This is a genomic window from Streptomyces sp. NBC_00075, from assembly GCF_045041225.1.
Taxonomy (GTDB): Bacteria; Actinomycetota; Actinomycetes; order Streptomycetales; family Streptomycetaceae; genus Streptomyces; species Streptomyces adonidis.
This window is the reverse complement of record NZ_CP108243.1, coordinates 2,132,602-2,148,424: the sequence shown is the minus strand read 5'-3', so window position 1 is coordinate 2,148,424 and position 15,823 is coordinate 2,132,602. Positions and strand designations below refer to the sequence as shown.

Sequence of the window (15,823 nt, the reverse complement as noted above, 5' to 3'; positions counted from 1 at the left end):
ACGGCACCCGGCAACCCGGGCGCTGTGACTGTCCCCCTGAACAGGTCAGCCGTGCCGGCGCAGTTCGTGGAAGAAGCCGTCGACGACACGGAGTTCGCCGCGGCGGGTCACCTCGTCGTGGACGAACCTGCCGACGGCGAGGTCGAGCACTCCGAGGCCGAAGGGCGAGAACACCACCGGCCGGTCCACCGGGACCTTCGTGCGGCCGGTGAGCACGTCGTCCAGCGTGCCGTCGATGAACTCCCGGCTGCCGGTGAGCTGTTCGGCCAGGTGCGGAGAGGTCTCCGCCTTCAGGCAGTGCTCGACGTCGTCGACGTAGTTCGCCGAGGCGAGCAGGATCTCGGGCGCGAGGTCGCGCAACGAGACGTGCAGGACGAGCGGATGGTGGTCGAACCACGACACGTCGTGGATGTGCGGCTTCGCGGCGACGGTGGCGAACACCAGCAAGTCGCTTGAACGGACGAGCTGTTCGGCGCTGTCGTGCACGGTGACCTTGCCGCCGCCGTCCGACCGCTCCAGATAGCCACGGAAGCCGGCCGCGCTGTCGGCGGACAGGTCGAACACGCCCGTCTCGTCGAACTCCCAGCCGGTGGCGGCGAGATAGGTGTGGATGTAGCGGGCGATGAGCCCGGTGCCGACGAACCCGACGCGGGTCGGTCGCGCACGCCCCTGGCCCAGTTTGGCGGCGGCCAGCGCTGCCGAGGCCGCCGTACGGGAGGCGCTGATGATCGAGCTCTCCAGGCAGGCGAACGGATAGCCCGTGTCGTGGTCGTTGAGGATCAGCACGGCCGAGGCCCGCGGGATCCCGCCCGCCACGTTCTCCGGGAAGCTGGACACCCACTTCAGCCCGTCCACGCGCACGTCCCCGCCGATCGACGCGGGCAGCGCGATGATCCGCGACGACGGACGGTCCGGGAACCGCAGGAAGTACGAGGGCGGGTTCACCGAGTCCCCGGCCCCGTGCAGCCGGTACACCGCCTCGACGAGGTCGACGACGTCCGACTCCCGTCCCTGGAGGGCCTGTTGGACCTGCTCACCGGAGATGACGGAGAACGGCGGGACCGTGACAGGGGTCGTGGTCATGATGCATTCCCTTCGAGAGAGTCGGTGCGGCGGACCGGGTCGGCCAGGGCGGCGAGAACCTCGCGCGGCCCCTCGAACGACTCGCGGCTGTGTGCCGTACGGATGTTGTCGACGAGCAGCAGATCGCCGCCCTGCCACGGCTCGCGCACGGTGTGCGCCGTGTACACCTCGTTGAGGATCTGGACGACGTCCTCGCCGATCGGATCGCCGTTGCCGTAGCGGGTGTTGAAGGGGAGGCCGTCGGCGCCGTACACGTCGACCAGGTACTCGTGGACCTCCGGGTCCATCGTCCACTCGTTGAGGAACGCGATCTGGTTGAACCAGCAGCGCCGGCCCGTGACCGGGTGGCGCAGCACCGCGCCGCGCCGCTGGCGGGTGCGCAGGGAGCCGTCCAGCTCCCAGGCGAACTCGATGGCGTGGGACCGGCAGTAGCGCTCGACGGAGGCTCGGTCGGAGGTGCCGAAGGCCTCGGCGAGCGTGGCGCCTATCTCGTCGTTGAAGGTACGGGTGAGCAACCAGCCCTCCTTCTCGAAGCGTTGGACGAGTTCGGCGGGCAGCGCGTCGAGCACGGCCGCCGCGTCGGCCACCCCGGTCGCGCCGCCCTCGGCGGGCGCTTCGAGGCAGGCGAACATCAGCAGGCCGGGGAACTCCTGGGCGTAGCTCAGCTCGTGGTGCATGCACATCGGCTGGTTGGGCGGCCACTTGGAGGACGAGTACACGCCGTCGGCGTACCGCCGCCGGGGCGCGAAGGCCTCCTGGTCGCTCATCAGGCCGTCGGTCAGCCGCCGCAGCACGGCGCCGGTCGTCGCGGGCTCGTGCAGTCCGAGGCCGCGCACCAGCAGTGAGCCGTGCTCGGCGACGGCCGCCCGCAGCGCGTCCCGGTGGGCGCCGGCCCACTCCGCCGGGTCGGTGACGGGCGGGGTACGCAGGGTCGGCGGCCGGTCGGGGAGCAGCTCGATGCCCGCAAGTGCGGCCGGGGGAGCGGGAGTCGATGCCGAAGGTGTGGAGGAGAGTGCCATGGTTGTCGTTCCTTTCGGTGCGGCCGTCGTCAGGCGGTGGCGGCCGGCGATTCGAGCAGCTCGGCCAGGTCCGCGAGGACCGGGTGGCGGATGACGTCCTTGAGGGTGATCGCCCGGTCCAGGGCGATCGCGAGCCGGACGGCCGACAGCGAGGTGCCGCCACGGTCGAAGAAGTGGTCCAGGCGCCCGATCCGGTCGGCCGGAACCCCGAGCACGTCGGCCCAGGCGGCGGCGAGTCGCCGCTCACCGGCCGTCTCCGGCCCCCGCATGCCCTCCTCGGCGGTGTCGAGTTCCACGGCGAGCGCGGTGAGCGTCCTGCGGTCGGTCTTGCCGTTGGGGGTGAGCGGCAGCCGCTCCCGCCAGTGCACGGCCGCCGGAACCATGTACGCGGGCAGCGACTCGGCCAACCGCGCCTGTACGTCCACGAGTTCGGCGCCGGTGCAGAACGCCACCAGCCGCACGCCCCGTACGACCACCACGGCACCGTCCCGGACGCCGGGCACCCGCAGCAGCGCGTTCTCGATCTCGCCGATCTCGATCCGGAAGCCCCGCAGTTTCACCTGGGTGTCCCGGCGGCCGAGGAACTCCAGCCTGCCGTCGGGCAGCCAGCGCCCGTGGTCACCGCTGCGGTAGAGCCGCTCACCGGGCCGGTACGGGTCCACGGTGAACGCGGCGGCCGTGCGCTCGGGGTCGTTGACGTACCCGCGGCCGACACACACCCCGGAGAACACGATCTCCCCGGGTGCCCCGAGCGGCACGGGCGAGAGGTGCTCGTCGACCACGTACACGCGGACGTTGCGTACGGGACGCCCGAGCGGAACGCGGGGACCGTCCGGCACCCGGTCCATCACCTCGTGGTTGGTGTCGTCCGAAGTCTCGGTCAGCCCATAGGCGTTGGCGACCTTGATGCCGGGCTGGGCGGCGAACCAGCGCTGCACCAGCTCCCGCTTCACCGCCTCCCCGGTCACCGACACACAGTGCAGCTCGGGGAGTTCACGGGGCCGCCGCTCCAACTCGGCCAGCACGGCTTCGAGATACGACGGCACGATCTGGAGCACATTGACCCCGCCGTCCACGATCGTGTCCACGAACCGGGCCACGTCCAGGATCACGTCCTGCCCGACCAGCAGCGTCCGGCCGCCGACGAGCAGCGCGGACACCAGTTGCCACAGCGAGATGTCGAAGCACTGGGGAGCGGTCTGCGCCACCGTCTGCCCCTCGCCGACCTCCAGGTCCTCCAGCTTGGCGAGGACGTGGTTGACGAAGCCCGCGTGCTCGCACATCGCGCCCTTGGGCTCCCCGGTCGACCCGGACGTGAAGTAGATGTAGGCGAGTTGACCGGCGGTGACAGGCACGTTCAGATCGTCGTCCGCGTGCCCCTCCGCCTCGATCTCGTCGACGTACAGCCTCGGTACGTCCGTCCCGGTCGCGTCGAGCGTGGTGGTGCTGCCGTGCTCGGTGACGACGAACGCGCACTCGGCGCGGGTGAGGGTGGCGGTGATGCGCCCGGCCGGGAAGTGCGGCTCGACCGGCAGATAGACACCGCCCGCCTTGAGCACCCCGAGCACGGCGGCCATCCAGTCGAGGTTGCGCTCGGTGACCACGGCGACGACCCCCTCACGGGTCAGCCCACGGGCCAGCAGCGCCCGACCGACCTGGTTCGCCCGGGAGTTGAGCTGACGGTAGGTCCACTCCGTGCCGCCCTGCACGGCCGCGACCGCGTCCGGGTGCTTCCGGACCCGCTCCTCGAACAGCTCGTGCACCCGGCGGTCCGGGAGTTCACGGTCCGGACCCGCCAACCCGTCCAGCTGGAAGGCGAGTTCCGCACCGGACAGCAGGCTCTGACCCTCGTGGTCGGCGTCCGGGTCGGCGGCCATCAGGGAGAGCGCGGTGAGGTGGTAGCCGGCGATCCGGGCAGCCGCCTCGGCGTCGAGGACATCGGTGCGGTGACGCAGCCGCAGGGTGTGCTCGCCGACGCTCAGATACAACACGGCGCCGTCGTCGGCGAGTTCGCCGCCGTGCGGGTCGAGGACGGTCTCGTACGGCGGCTCGTCGGCTCCGCCCACCTCGTCGGCGAGGTCCGTCAGGGCCAGCAGCTCCCGCCAGGAGCCGGGGCCGACCAGCATCCGGCGGGCCACGGGCGGCTGCCCCTTCACCGCCACGTACCCGGTGGTGACCTCCCGCTCACCGGAGAGCGCGGCGAGCACCTTGGCGTGCGCGGCGAGCAACGCCGACTCGAACGAGGCCGACCTCAACAGGGTGGCGTCGAGCGGGACTTCGTACTCGGCGTACACCGAGTGGGGCCCGTTCTGCGGGTCCGCGCCCGGGACCGGGTCGGATATCCAGCGTGGAATCGTGGTCATCGTTCTGCCCCCGTCGATATCTCTGCGGTCCGACCGGGCTGTGCGAGCCGATCGGTCTGTGTCGTCAGTGCGGTGTTGTGTGCGGTCGGAGCGGGCCGGTTGGACCGTGCGGTGAGGACGATCTGGTCGCTGCGCAGCGGCACCGCCGGGTTTCCGCCCCAGCGGGCCAGGCACGGCATGTCCTCGCCCTTCATCAGGAAGGAGTCCGGGGCGAGTTGGGACCCGTCGCCCATCGACACCCCGTAGTGCACGAGTGCGGCCGTGCCGACCGTGACGCCCGCGCCGAGGACGATGTGATCGGACTTGAAGGTGCCGTCCTCCTGCGAGTGGGCCTGGAGGATGCTGCGCGGGCCGAGGGTGCAGTCGTCGCCGATCGTGGCGAGGGTGCGCTCGGTGATGGCGGCGCCGTCGTCGAACACCCGGCGCCCGATCCGCACGCCCAGCAGCCGCCAGGCCAGGCTCTTGAACGGCGTGCCGTTGAGCGCGACCAGGAAGGCGGAGGGCACCTTCCACAGCCGCTCCTGCCACCAGAAGTGCGGATCGTAGATCGAGCACAACCGGGGTACCAGCGGCCGGAACCGGGTGATGAGCCGCTCGACGAGCACGTAGTACCCGGCGGTCAGCACGAGCCCGAGGACCAGGGAGGCGCCGACCAGCGCACCGGCGGCGACGCCGTGCGTGCCGTACACGGCGAAGGCCGCGAAGCCCAGCACCGTCAGGAGGAAGGAGTGCATCCAGCGGACGAACAGGAACAGGCCCATCGAGCGCAGGTTGTAGCGGTTCTTCGCGGCGAGCCGGCGGACGAACTCGTCGCCCTCGCGCAGATGGTCGAAGCTGCTGTCCCGCTCCACCGACCGGGGGATCTCGAAGGACGGCGAGCCCAACAGGCCGACGTTCTCCCGGACTTCACCGTCGAGCGGCACCATCACCTTGGTCGCAAGGAGGACGTTCTCGCCGGTCCGGCCCCCGGCGGGATACGCGATGTGGTTGCCGAGGAAGCTGTGCGGCCCGATCTCCGCCCGCGAGACGCGGAACGACGTACCGGAGTAGTCGGCGTTGAGGACCGACAGCCCGTCGGCGACCATCGTGCCGCGGCCGACGGAGACCAGGTAGGGGGTCTCCTGCCGTACCTCCGTACCGAAGTTGGAGCCGGTCTGCTCGACATGCGAGAGGTCGTAGCCGATGGCCCGCAGATAGTGGACGACGTACGAGCTGTCGCCCGTCAGCCACAGGAAGAACTTCAGGTTGGTCATACGGGTGATGGCCCGCTGCGCCCCGTAGTGCAGGCCGTACAGCGGATACACCCGGTCCGGCCGGATCACCAGGTTCAGCAGCCGGGGCACCACGGACACGCTCACGGCTCCGACGACGATCACGGCGGTGAAGAGCGCGAGGGACACACCCAGGGCCTCGGCGTAGAAGCGGAGCGAGGTCATGTCGGCCACGTCCGGGTCGAACAGCGCGTCCAGCCGGGGAACCAGGTCCAGCAGCAGATAGCCGCCCCCGACCGCCAACGGCACGTAGAACAGGAGCAGTTGGAGCAGGCTGGCGAGGCCGTAGGCGGCCCGGCGGGCGGTGGAGCAGGGGGCCGCGGGGACCCGTACGTAGTCCACGTCCGTGGGCTGGGCGGGCGAGCCGTGCCGGCGCAGGCCCGCGGGGACCGCCTGGCCCTCGAACAGGGTCGACGAGTGGCCTAGTTGGGCCCCGTCACCGATCGACGTGCAGATGTCGAGGACGGTCTTCTCACCGACGTACACATCCCTGCCCAGGGTGACCGGGCCGGTCTGGATACGGCCGGCGACGGCCCGGTAGCAGAGGAAGTGGGCGTCCTTGCGGATCACCGTGCCCGCGCCGACCGTGAGCAGGTCGGTGCAGACCGGGAGGCTGGGCGAGAGGATCGTGACGCCCTTGCCGATCCGCGCGCCGAGCGCCCGCAGATAGAGCACGTAGAGCGGGTTCCCGGCGAACAGGACCATCGGGTTGGCGTGCAGCAGCGCCTTCACGGTCCAGAAGCGCAGATAGGCGAGGCCCCACACCGGGAACTCGGTCGTCTTCCAGCGGCCGATCAGCACCCACTTGGCGACCACCGGCAGCGTGCACATCCCGACGAAGACGGCACCGCCGAACACGACCGACCGCGCATAGACGTCGACGGCCCCCGCGCCGGCGTTGATCCACTCGTAGCCCTCGACGGTGACGAGCCCCGTGAGGAAGCAGTACGCGGCGAAGACCAGCAACTGCGCGGCCCCGCACAGGACATACCGCAGGCTGCTGCCGGGCGCCGGGGCCTCGGCGGGCGGTGCGGCGGGCGCCTCGGCCGGGGCGCTGCCGAGCGCCGCCGCCAGACTCCGGATCGTCGGATGGCCGTACACGTCCTTCATCGACACCGACGGCAGATCGTCGCGCTTCCTGACGCGGGCACAGAAGTGCGCCATGACCAGGGAGTTGGCGCCAAGATCGTCGAAGAAGTGGCTGTCGAGCGGTACTTGGTCCGTCTTCACGACCCCGGCGAGCACCTCGGCGAGGATCCGCTCGATGTCACCCCCGGCGCCGGACAACTGCGTCTGCTGCGTCTGCTTGATCGGATCGGTCGGCGGTATGGACGCCAACTCGATCGGTTTTCCCCCCACTGTTCCCCCCACGATGAAGCTCCTTAGCGGTGCTGGTCCTGGCTTTCGGTTCGGTCGGCTGATTCGGTCGGCTCGGATCGCTGGACGATCGGTCGAGCGGCGGCCGGGGTCCCCTGTTCCCGGCCTGTTTCCCGTCCCCGCACCCATGTCCGGGCCTCCCGCGCCGCCCCCGCGACCAGGGCCTCCAGGGGTCCCCGGCCCCTGGTGAGCCGCCAGACGACCGCGAAGAGCAGCGAGCCCGCGACCAGTACGGCGTACTGGAGGTCGGGGGAGCCGTTCAGGGCTCCGGTGGCGAGGAACAGGACATGGGCGGTGTAGAGGGTCAGCGGCATGCTTCCGGCGGCCGCCAGCGGGATCAGCGCGCGCCGCACCACGGTGATCCGGGTCAGCAGCAGGACCGCCGCGAGCAGCGCGGTGGCCGAGCCGAGGGTGTGCAGCATGTCGAACGGCGAGGTGGAGTGCGGCGCCCGGGAGAGCATCGACCACCAGGTCTCGCCGTCCGGGGTGTCCCACAGGGCCTCGTCGCGGGCGTGCGGCCCGGTCACGTCGTAGAACTCGTTCTCCTGGAGCCGTGCCAGTCCGCCCCAGCGGAAGAGCCACAGCGAGCAGACCAGCCAGGAGGTGGCGGCGAGCGCCAGTCCGGCGGTCAGCAGCCGGGCTGCGGTGCGCCGGTCGAAGAGGTCGAGGCGCCCGATGGCGAGACCGGCACAGAGGTACGCCGTCCACGCCAGGACCGGGTAGTCGCCGTGGACCAGGAGGTCGCCGAGGAGACCGGCCGGGTCGGTGACGACGTCCTGGAGCGTCGGGTCGCCGTCGAAGGCGGGTTCGGGCAGCGCTCCTTGCAACAGGTGCACGAGGAACGGCGCGACCACGCCCAGCCCGAGGGCGATACACGCCAACGTCCGTGCCCGCAGGGCCAGCAGAGGCAGCGCGAGCAGGAACAGCAGGGCGTAGAAGGCGAGGATGACGTCGACTTCGAGGCCGGCCGCGTTGGCGGCGTAGCCCAGCGTCAGCCCGATCAGACCGACGGACAGTGCCCGTGCGGCGACCGAGGCGAGCGAGCCGCGGTCGACCCGGGGCGTACGGCCGCCGGTCGTGAAGGCCAGGCCGACGCCGGCGACCAGGGCGAAGGTCGCCGAGGACCGGCCGCCCGCCAGCTGCCAGGCCACCGTCGGCGAATCGTCCGGCTCGAACGCTCCGAATACATGCACGGAGAACATACCGAGTAACGCGAGACCACGGGCCACGTCCACACCGGCGATGCGCGGTGTCGATATAGGCATGAGTAGCTCCGTAAACTGGAAAATTGGCACGATGGATTTCACGTCCGCCGTACGCCCGCGGTACAGCTGTGAGCAGGAGTGACGGTTGACGCGATATGGGAAATGGCGTACGGGACGAATTGACGTGTCAGTGGAAAATGTCGATGAGCGCGGCGTGCGGCACGGTGTCGATCCGCACGGTTTCCGTACGGATCACGGGCAACGCGGCTCGATCGGGCTTGGTCGGAGCCCGGATGCCCCCGTGTCGTGGTGCTTCGCACTCCCTTGGGTGGGTGTGCCCCGGAGAATGCAATCCGAATTGTTTCGACCCGGTTATGAATGGGTCAAGCGTCACCGGCGTAATGTCGCTTTCCTGTTACAGAGTCACGACTTTTCGTACGGAATGCGACCGCGTGTACGGACCCCTCACCTGGGAGCTTTCCGTGGGGCAGGTGTAATTGCCGGGCGGTATTCCGTTTGGGCGCGCCGAAAAATGGCCGCCGAGTGCATGACAGAAATAGTATTCGATTTGCCTGCTGAATCGTTCCTTTCCGTTTCCACTGGGTTTCTCTTCGTTTTCTGGCGCGTCACGGGAAGGAAGGGGAGGGAGCGGCGTGCGGGTGCCGGGCCCTGGGCGGGGCACCGGAGGGTGAGAGGGGTACCGCCCGCCCGATACCGTTAGGGCGTGCAGGCAGCAAGTGAACTTCCCGAGAGCCCCAGCGGCCGACTCCATCGCGCGCGCGTCCTCTACCGGAACGTCTCGAAGCGCAGGACCGCATGGCTGTTGCTCAAGGACACCGTCAACTCGTGCATCGAGTACCGGATCCTGGGTCTGGCCGCGGAGGCGGCCTTCTTCACGCTGCTGTCCGTGCCGCCGCTGCTGCTGAGCCTGATCGGTCTGCTCGGCTACGTCGACGACTGGACCGGCACCGACACCATCACCAGCCTGGAGACCAACATCCTGGAGGCGTCCCGGACGGTCCTGTCCGACAAGGGCGTCACCGAGATCGCCCGGCCGATCCTGGACGACGTGATGAAGGGCGGCCGGCCCGACGTCATCTCCATAGGGTTCCTGTTCGCCCTCTGGTCCGGCTCCCGCGCGGTGAACGTCTTCATCGACACCATCACCGTCATGTACGGCCTGGACGGCGTCCGCGGCATCGTGAAGACCAGGCTCGTCGCCTTCGTGTTGTTCGTCGTAGCCCTGCTGATCGGCTCGGTCGCGCTGCCGCTGATGGTGGCCGGCCCGGACGCCGTACTCAACGTCCTGCCATGGTCGGAGACGCTCGTACAGGTCCTGTACTGGCCCGTCGTCATCCTCCTCTCCATCGCCTTCCTGACGACGCTGTTCCATGTGTCGGTCCCGGTGCGCTCACCGTGGATCGAGGACGTCCCGGGCGCGCTGGTGGCCCTCGGGATGTGGGTGCTCGGCAGCTTCCTGCTGCGCATCTACCTGACCAAGACGATCGAGGGCGCGACGATCTACGGATCGCTCGCGGCGGCCGTCGCCGTCCTCCTGTGGGTCGGCGTCTCGGCCTTCGCCGTGCTCGTCGGGGCCGCCGTCAACGCGGCGATCGACCGTGTCTGGCCGGCCGCCTCCACCGCCGCGGCGCGCGCCGCCAACGAACGCCTCCGTGAGGAGGAGGCCGCCGAGTACGTCGCCCGGATGACCGCCGCCCGCACCTACGAGCACGACGACGACCCCGACGACCCGGCGGACATGCCCTCCGAGTTCCCGGAACGCTGGTCCCGCTTCCTGCCCCCGGAGGACGTGACGTCCCGGCTGCGGGCCCAGGTGAAGAGCACACCCAAGACGGGGGAGGGGCCGCCCTCCGCGAAGTGACGGGGGGCGGGGCGCGGCCCGGGCTTTTCTTCGCCCCCGCCGCCCCTACCCGTCCCATCCTCGGGGGCTCCGCCCCCGAACCCCCGCTCCTCAAACGCCGGAGAGGCTAGGTATTTCAGCCCGTCCGGCGTTTGAGGACAAAGGGGGGTCTGGGGGCGCAGCCCCCAGGGATGGGAACGGGTAGGGGCGGCGGGGGCGAATCCGACTTGGCGCGCAGACGTGCCTCGTGGCGGCGTAGCCTTTCGTACGTGTACGAGGAACGGCCCTCCCGGCTGCCGGGCGCGGTGGTGTGGACGAACACCCCGGCCGGGCCCGGCGCGCGGCCCGTCCTGCCCGACGGCTGCATGGACCTGCTCTGGCGCGAGGGCCGCCTGCTGGTCGCGGGCCCCGACACCCGCCCGTACGTCCCCGAGGGCGCCCCCGCGCACTGGGCGGGCGTCCGCTTCCACCCGGGCACGGCGCCGGCCCTGCTCGGCGTACCCGCGTACGAACTCCGGGACCGGCGCGTCGAGTTGGCCGACCTGTGGGGAGCGGCGGAGGTACGGCGGCTGAGGGCACGTGTCGACGCGGCGCCCGATCCGGGGACGGCGCTTGAGCAGCTGGCACTGGAACGGGCGGCGGACACGCCCCCGCCGGATCCCCTGCTGGGCGGCCTGGTCGCGGCCCTGCAATCCGGCCGCCCGGTCGGCCGAACGGCAGACGAACTGGGCCTGAGCGCCCGCCAGTTGCACCGCCGCTCCCTGTCCGCCTTCGGCTACGGCCCCAAGACCCTGGCCCGCATCCTGCGCTTGCAGCGCGCATTGGCCATGGCGAGGGAGGGGGTGCCTTTCGCGGAGACGGCGACCCGGGCGGGGTACGCGGACCAGGCTCATTTGGCACGGGACGTAAGGGAGTTGGCGGGAACGTCGCTGGGGCGGCTAGTGGGTGCCCCGTAAGGGGCGCGGGGAACTGCGCGACCAGCCCCCACCTCCCCGCGGGTAAATCACTGCACTTCCCGCGGGGCGAACAAGTCAATCCCATTGCCGTCAGGATCAAGCACACACGCATACCGCTGCCCCCAAACCGCATCCCACGGCTTCAACTCACTCCGATACCCCGCCCCCACCAACTCCTCGTACAATGCGTCGACTTCGGCAGCCGACCCGCACAGAAAGGCCAGCCCGATCCGCCCGCCACCACTCGGCCGCCGCCACCCGGAGTGGAAGGAACGGACGGTCTCCTCCGTGTCGAGCAACAGCCTTGGCCCACCCGGCAGTTGGGCCTCTACATGCGGCTGCTCCTCGGCTCCTTCGGGGAATTCGAGCCCGAGTCGGCGGTAGAAGGCGACAGAGGCGGCGAGGTCGGCGACGACGATACCGACGGCGTCGAAGCGGGGCGTGGGCTGTGGGGTCGGTTGTGAAGTCATATGGCCAGGTTAGGCAGGCGGCCGGAGACCGGTATTGAAGAAATCGGACGTGCTGACCCCCCGTTTCACCCCCGGTTGCGAGCCCCGCGGAGGGCGCGAATAGTGGGAAGGGCAGCTGCACCTTGATCAAAAGGAGGAGCACTGCCATGCGTAAGCACACTCGGGCACATCGTCTTCTGACGGCATCGACGATCCTTTTCGCGGGAGGCGTCCTGCTGCTGCCGACTCCCTCGGTCGCCGACTCCAGGAACGCCCCGGCCGTGATCTCGGGAGCCGCCTTCCAGATCAAGAATCCGCAGACCGGGAAGTGCATGACGGTCGCGGGCGGCCGCTCGACGGAGAACAACGTCCGGCTTGTCCAGTTCACCTGTGACACCGACCCCTCGCGCCGCTGGCGGCTCACCAACGGGGAAGACAACTCGTACCAGCTCGTCAACGTGCAGACGCGCAAGTGCGCGACGCTCGCGGGCGGGCGCTCGACCGAGAACAACGTCGAACTGGTCCAGTTCGACTGCGACTCGGACCCCTCGCGCCGCTGGAGCCTCGTCAACTGGGACGGCAGTTCCTACGAACTCGTCAACGACCAGACGGGCAAGTGCGCGACGGTCGCCGGTGGCCGTTCGACCGAGAACAACGTCCCCCTGGTGCAGTTCGACTGCGACAGGGACCAGTCCCGCACCTGGAACCTGAACCTGGCGGGTTGACCATGAACACAGCACTGTTCGAGTACCCCAGGAGTCCGGTGACCGTGGAAGCGGTGTACGAACCCGGCCTCTCCCGTTGGTTGTGGCTGGTCAAGTGGGTGCTGGCGATCCCGCACTACGTCGTCCTCCTCTTCCTCTGGATCGCCTTCCTCCTCGTCACCGTGATCGCCTTCTTCGCGATCCTGTTCACCGGCGCCTATCCACGCGCCCTGTTCACCTTCAACGTCGGTGTCCTGCGCTGGAGTTGGCGGGTGGCGTACTACACGTACGGCTCCCTCGGCACCGACCGCTATCCGCCGTTCACGCTCGCGGACGTGCCCGACTACCCGGCGCACCTGGATGTCGCCCGGCCCGAACAGCTCTCGCGCGGGCTCGTGCTCGTCAAGTGGTGGCTGCTGGTGCTGCCGCAGCTGCTGGTGGTCGCCGTCTTCGAGGGCGGCGCACGCTTCGTGGGAGGCCTCGCGGGCCTGCTGGCCTTGTATGCGGGCGTCTCCCTGCTCTTCACGGGCCGCTATCCGCGCGGCATGTACGACCTCAACGTCGGCCTGCACCGCTGGACGGCCCGCGTCGTGGCGTACGCGGCACTGATGACGGACGTCTACCCGCCGTTCCGCCTCGACCAGGGCCCGAGCGAGCCGTGATCCGCACCTGGCGCACGGGGCGTTGTCAGTGGTGGCGTGCAGGATGGCGTGCATGACCACACCAGTTGCAGTGATCGTGGATGCCGTCGCCTACGCGCAGGCGGTCGAGGACGCGGTGAAGGCGTCGGCCGCCTATTACGAGGGTGGCACCTCGGTGCTGGACGACGACGCCTACGACCGGCTCGTACGCGGCATCGCGGCCTGGGAGGCCGAGCATCCCGAGCAGGTGCTGCCCGAGTCGCCGACCGGGAAGGTCGCCGGGGGCGCCGTGGAGGGCGACGTCCCGCACACGGTCGAGATGCTGAGCCTGGACAACGTGTTCTCGGCGGAGGAGTTCACCGCCTGGACGGCGTCGTTGGCCCGCCGCATCGGCCACGAGGTGGAGCGGTTCAGCGTGGAGCCGAAGCTCGACGGACTCGCGATCGCCGCCCGCTACACCCACGGCCGTCTCACCCGGCTGATCACCCGCGGCGACGGGAGAGCCGGCGAGGACGTCTCGCACGCCATCGGCACCGTCGAGGGCCTGCCCGCCGAGCTGGCCGAACCGGTGACGGTGGAGGTGCGCGGCGAAGTCCTGATGACCAGCGCCCAGTTCGAGTACGCCAACGAGGTCCGCACGTCACACGGTGGCGCACCGTTCGCCAACCCGCGCGGCGCCTCGGCGGGCACCCTGCGTGCCAAGGAGCGTGCGTACACCGTGCCGATGACGTTCTTCGGCTACGGCCTGCTGCCCCTCGCCGACACCGGGACACAGCTCGCGGACCGGCTGGGCGGGCTCGCGCACAGCGACCTCATGACGCTGGCCGGTGAGCTGGGCGTGAACACCACCGCGACCACCGCCGTACCCGGTGTCACCTGCGACACGGTCGAGCAGGTGATGGCCCGGGTCACGGAGATCGGCGCACTGCGGGCGGAGCTGCCGTTCGGGATCGACGGGATCGTCATCAAGGCCGACCTGGCCGTCGACCAGCAGACCGCCGGGTCGGGGTCACGCGCTCCGCGCTGGGCGATCGCCTACAAGCTGCCCGCCGTGGAGAAGATCACCCGGCTGCTGGAGGTGGAGTGGAACGTGGGCCGTACCGGGATCATCGCCCCGCGCGCGGTCCTGGAGCCGGTCGAGATCGACGGCGCCACCATCACCTACGCGACTCTCCACAACCCCAACGACATCACCCGCCGCGACCTGCGTCTGGGCGACCACGTCATGGTCCACCGCGCCGGCGATGTCATCCCGCGCGTGGAAGCCCCCGTCGCGCACCTGCGTACGGGCGACGAGCAGCCGATCGTCTTCCCCGAGGTGTGCCCGCGCTGCGGGGCGGCCATCGACACCAGCGAACAGCGCTGGCGCTGCGAGAACGGCCGTAACTGCCATCTGGTCGCCGCACTCTCCTACGCGGCCGGCCGCGACCAGCTCGACATCGAGGGACTCGGCCACACCCGCGTCGTCCAACTCGTCGACGCCGGACTGGTGAAGGACCTCGCCGACCTGTTCGCCCTCACCCGGGAGCAGTTGCTGGCCCTGGAACGGATGGGGGAGACGAGCACCGACAACCTCCTCGCCGCGATCGACGCGGCGAAGGGCCAGCCCCTGTCGCGCGTGCTGTGCGCCCTCGGGGTACGCGGCACCGGCCGCTCCATGTCCCGCCGTATCGCCCGGTACTTCGCCACGATGGACAACATCCGTGCCGCGGACGCCGAAGCGATGCGTCAGGTCGAGGGCATCGGCACCGAGAAGGCCCCGTCCATCGTCGCCGAACTGACCGAACTCGCCCCGCTCATCGACAGACTTGTCGCAGCCGGGGTGAACATGACGGAACCCGGCGCCACGCCACCCGCCCCCACGACCGAAGCCGCCGCCGACGGCCTCCCGGGGACGGCGGACACGACGAACGGCCCCCTGGCGGGGATGGCGGTGGTCGTCACCGGCGCCATGACCGGAGCCCTGGAGAAGCTCAGCCGCAACCAGATGAACGAACTCATCGAACGCGCCGGAGGCCGCTCCTCCTCCAGCGTCTCCAAGAAGACCACCCTGGTCGTCGCCGGAGAAGGCGCCGGATCGAAGCGCGCCAAGGCCGAGACCCTCGGCGTCCGCCTGGCCACCCCGGACGAGTTCGCCCTCCTCGTCGCCGACCACCTCGACCCCCTGGGACCGGACGACCCCGCCGCATAAGCTCGCTGCCCATGGCACCGAGACTCCTCGTCTACACCCGCACGACCGCATTCCGGCACGACTCCATCCCGGCCGCCGTGGCCGCCGTACGCACACTCGGCGACTTCGAGGTGGACCACACCGAGGAACCCGAGGCCTTCGAGCGGCCTCTGGACGGGTACGCGGCCGTCGTCTTCCTCTCCACCAGCGGCGAGGTGCTGACCCCGGCCGGGCGCGAGCGGCTCGCCGCGTACATCGAGACGGGCGGCGGGTTCGTCGGCATACACGCGGCGGCCTGTACGGAGTACGACTGGCCGTACTACGGCGAGCTGCTCGGCGCCCGGTTCGCCCAACACCCGGCGTACCAGCCCGGCAAGGCGGTGGTCGAGGACCGCGACCACCCCGCGACCGCCCACCTGCCGGAAGTCTGGCAGTTCACCGACGAGTGGTACGACTTCCGCACCAACCCCCGAGGGACGGTACGGGTACTGATATCCGCAGACGAGGCCTCCTACGAGGGCGGACGAATGGGCGACGACCACCCGTTGGCGTGGTGCGGAGAGCACGGTGCGGGCAACGGCCGAGTCTTTTACACCGCTCTGGGCCACGCAGAGGAGGCATACGAAGACCCGGACTTCCGCACCCACCTGCTGGGCGGCATCACCTGGGCAACGGGCCTGAGTTAGGGGCACCCCTTCAGGGGCGCGGGCAGTCCCATTTCTCG

General features: G+C 70.0%; 12 protein-coding genes. 6 read left to right on the top strand and 6 right to left on the bottom strand.

The window, feature by feature from the left end:
• Nucleotides 1–45: 45 nt before the first annotated feature.
• Genes sbnB through OG787_RS09185 form a run of 5 tightly spaced genes read right to left on the bottom strand, consistent with a single transcriptional unit; the run spans nt 46 to nt 8,378 of the window.
• On the bottom strand, nt 46–1,083 hold the full coding sequence (gene sbnB / locus OG787_RS09205) for a 2,3-diaminopropionate biosynthesis protein SbnB (RefSeq protein WP_405534865.1): 1,038 nt from the start codon (nt 1,081–1,083) through the stop codon (nt 46–48).
• The gene (locus tag OG787_RS09200) at nt 1,080–2,102 is read right to left on the bottom strand and encodes a TauD/TfdA family dioxygenase (protein ID WP_405534864.1); all 1,023 of its coding nucleotides are present in this window, start codon (nt 2,100–2,102) and stop codon (nt 1,080–1,082) included. The genes sbnB and OG787_RS09200 overlap by 4 nt, the downstream gene beginning before the upstream one ends.
• A gap of 29 nt (nt 2,103–2,131) precedes the next feature.
• On the bottom strand, nt 2,132–4,465 hold the full coding sequence (locus OG787_RS09195; RefSeq protein ID WP_405534863.1) for a non-ribosomal peptide synthetase: 2,334 nt from the start codon (nt 4,463–4,465) through the stop codon (nt 2,132–2,134).
• Nucleotides 4,462–7,107 carry a Pls/PosA family non-ribosomal peptide synthetase gene (locus tag OG787_RS09190; RefSeq protein ID WP_405534862.1) on the bottom strand — a complete coding sequence of 882 codons (2,646 nt, stop codon included), beginning with the start codon at nt 7,105–7,107 and terminating at the stop codon, nt 4,462–4,464. Before OG787_RS09190 ends, OG787_RS09195 begins: the two co-directional genes overlap by 4 nt.
• 11 nt (nt 7,108–7,118) lie before the next feature.
• Nucleotides 7,119–8,378 (bottom strand): heparan-alpha-glucosaminide N-acetyltransferase domain-containing protein, encoded by a 1,260-nt coding sequence (locus tag OG787_RS09185; RefSeq protein ID WP_369036709.1) that lies wholly within the window; start codon nt 8,376–8,378, stop codon nt 7,119–7,121.
• A gap of 664 nt (nt 8,379–9,042) precedes the next feature.
• Between OG787_RS09185 and OG787_RS09180 the strand changes: the two genes are divergently transcribed.
• Both OG787_RS09180 and OG787_RS09175 read left to right on the top strand, forming a co-directional pair.
• A complete protein-coding gene (locus OG787_RS09180; RefSeq protein ID WP_369036710.1) occupies nt 9,043–10,200 on the top strand; it encodes a YihY/virulence factor BrkB family protein in 1,158 nt (385 codons plus the stop codon).
• Between the two features lie 248 nt (nt 10,201–10,448).
• The gene (locus OG787_RS09175; protein WP_405534861.1) at nt 10,449–11,135 is read left to right on the top strand and encodes a helix-turn-helix domain-containing protein; all 687 of its coding nucleotides are present in this window, start codon (nt 10,449–10,451) and stop codon (nt 11,133–11,135) included.
• A 47-nt stretch (nt 11,136–11,182) separates the two neighbouring features.
• On the opposite strand, the gene OG787_RS09170 is transcribed toward OG787_RS09175, so the two are convergent.
• Entirely contained in the window at nt 11,183–11,605 is a 423-nt protein-coding gene (locus OG787_RS09170) for a VOC family protein (protein ID WP_369030530.1), read from the bottom strand.
• Nucleotides 11,606–11,751: 146 nt separating this feature from the next.
• On the opposite strand from OG787_RS09170, the gene OG787_RS09165 reads away from it, so the two are divergent.
• The 4 genes from OG787_RS09165 to OG787_RS09150 are packed head-to-tail and all read left to right on the top strand — an operon-like array spanning nt 11,752 to nt 15,785.
• Complete coding sequence (locus tag OG787_RS09165) at nt 11,752–12,309, top strand: RICIN domain-containing protein (protein ID WP_369030529.1); 558 nt, start codon at nt 11,752–11,754, stop codon at nt 12,307–12,309.
• A 2-nt stretch (nt 12,310–12,311) separates the two neighbouring features.
• Entirely contained in the window at nt 12,312–12,950 is a 639-nt protein-coding gene (locus tag OG787_RS09160) for a DUF4389 domain-containing protein (RefSeq protein WP_369030528.1), read from the top strand.
• A 52-nt stretch (nt 12,951–13,002) separates the two neighbouring features.
• Nucleotides 13,003–15,120, top strand: coding sequence for an NAD-dependent DNA ligase LigA (ligA, locus tag OG787_RS09155; RefSeq protein ID WP_405534859.1), 2,118 nt, complete (start codon nt 13,003–13,005; stop codon nt 15,118–15,120).
• 11 nt (nt 15,121–15,131) lie between these two features.
• Nucleotides 15,132–15,785, top strand: coding sequence for a ThuA domain-containing protein (locus OG787_RS09150; RefSeq protein WP_369030526.1), 654 nt, complete (start codon nt 15,132–15,134; stop codon nt 15,783–15,785).
• Nucleotides 15,786–15,823 lie beyond the last annotated feature (38 nt).

What these genes read in the sequence shown, in the direction of transcription:
- OG787_RS09195 (WP_405534863.1), bottom strand. Translation starts at nt 4,465, where the DNA reads ATGACCACGATTCCACGCTGGATATCCGACCCGGTCCCGGGCGCGGAC.
- sbnB (WP_405534865.1), bottom strand. Translation starts at nt 1,083, where the DNA reads ATGACCACGACCCCTGTCACGGTCCCGCCGTTCTCCGTCATCTCCGGT.
- OG787_RS09200 (WP_405534864.1), bottom strand. Translation starts at nt 2,102, where the DNA reads ATGGCACTCTCCTCCACACCTTCGGCATCGACTCCCGCTCCCCCGGCC.
- OG787_RS09170 (WP_369030530.1), bottom strand. Translation starts at nt 11,605, where the DNA reads ATGACTTCACAACCGACCCCACAGCCCACGCCCCGCTTCGACGCCGTC.
- OG787_RS09150 (WP_369030526.1), top strand. Translation starts at nt 15,132, where the DNA reads ATGGCACCGAGACTCCTCGTCTACACCCGCACGACCGCATTCCGGCAC.
- OG787_RS09165 (WP_369030529.1), top strand. Translation starts at nt 11,752, where the DNA reads ATGCGTAAGCACACTCGGGCACATCGTCTTCTGACGGCATCGACGATC.
- ligA (WP_405534859.1), top strand. Translation starts at nt 13,003, where the DNA reads ATGACCACACCAGTTGCAGTGATCGTGGATGCCGTCGCCTACGCGCAG.
- OG787_RS09160 (WP_369030528.1), top strand. Translation starts at nt 12,312, where the DNA reads ATGAACACAGCACTGTTCGAGTACCCCAGGAGTCCGGTGACCGTGGAA.
- OG787_RS09185 (WP_369036709.1), bottom strand. Translation starts at nt 8,378, where the DNA reads ATGCCTATATCGACACCGCGCATCGCCGGTGTGGACGTGGCCCGTGGT.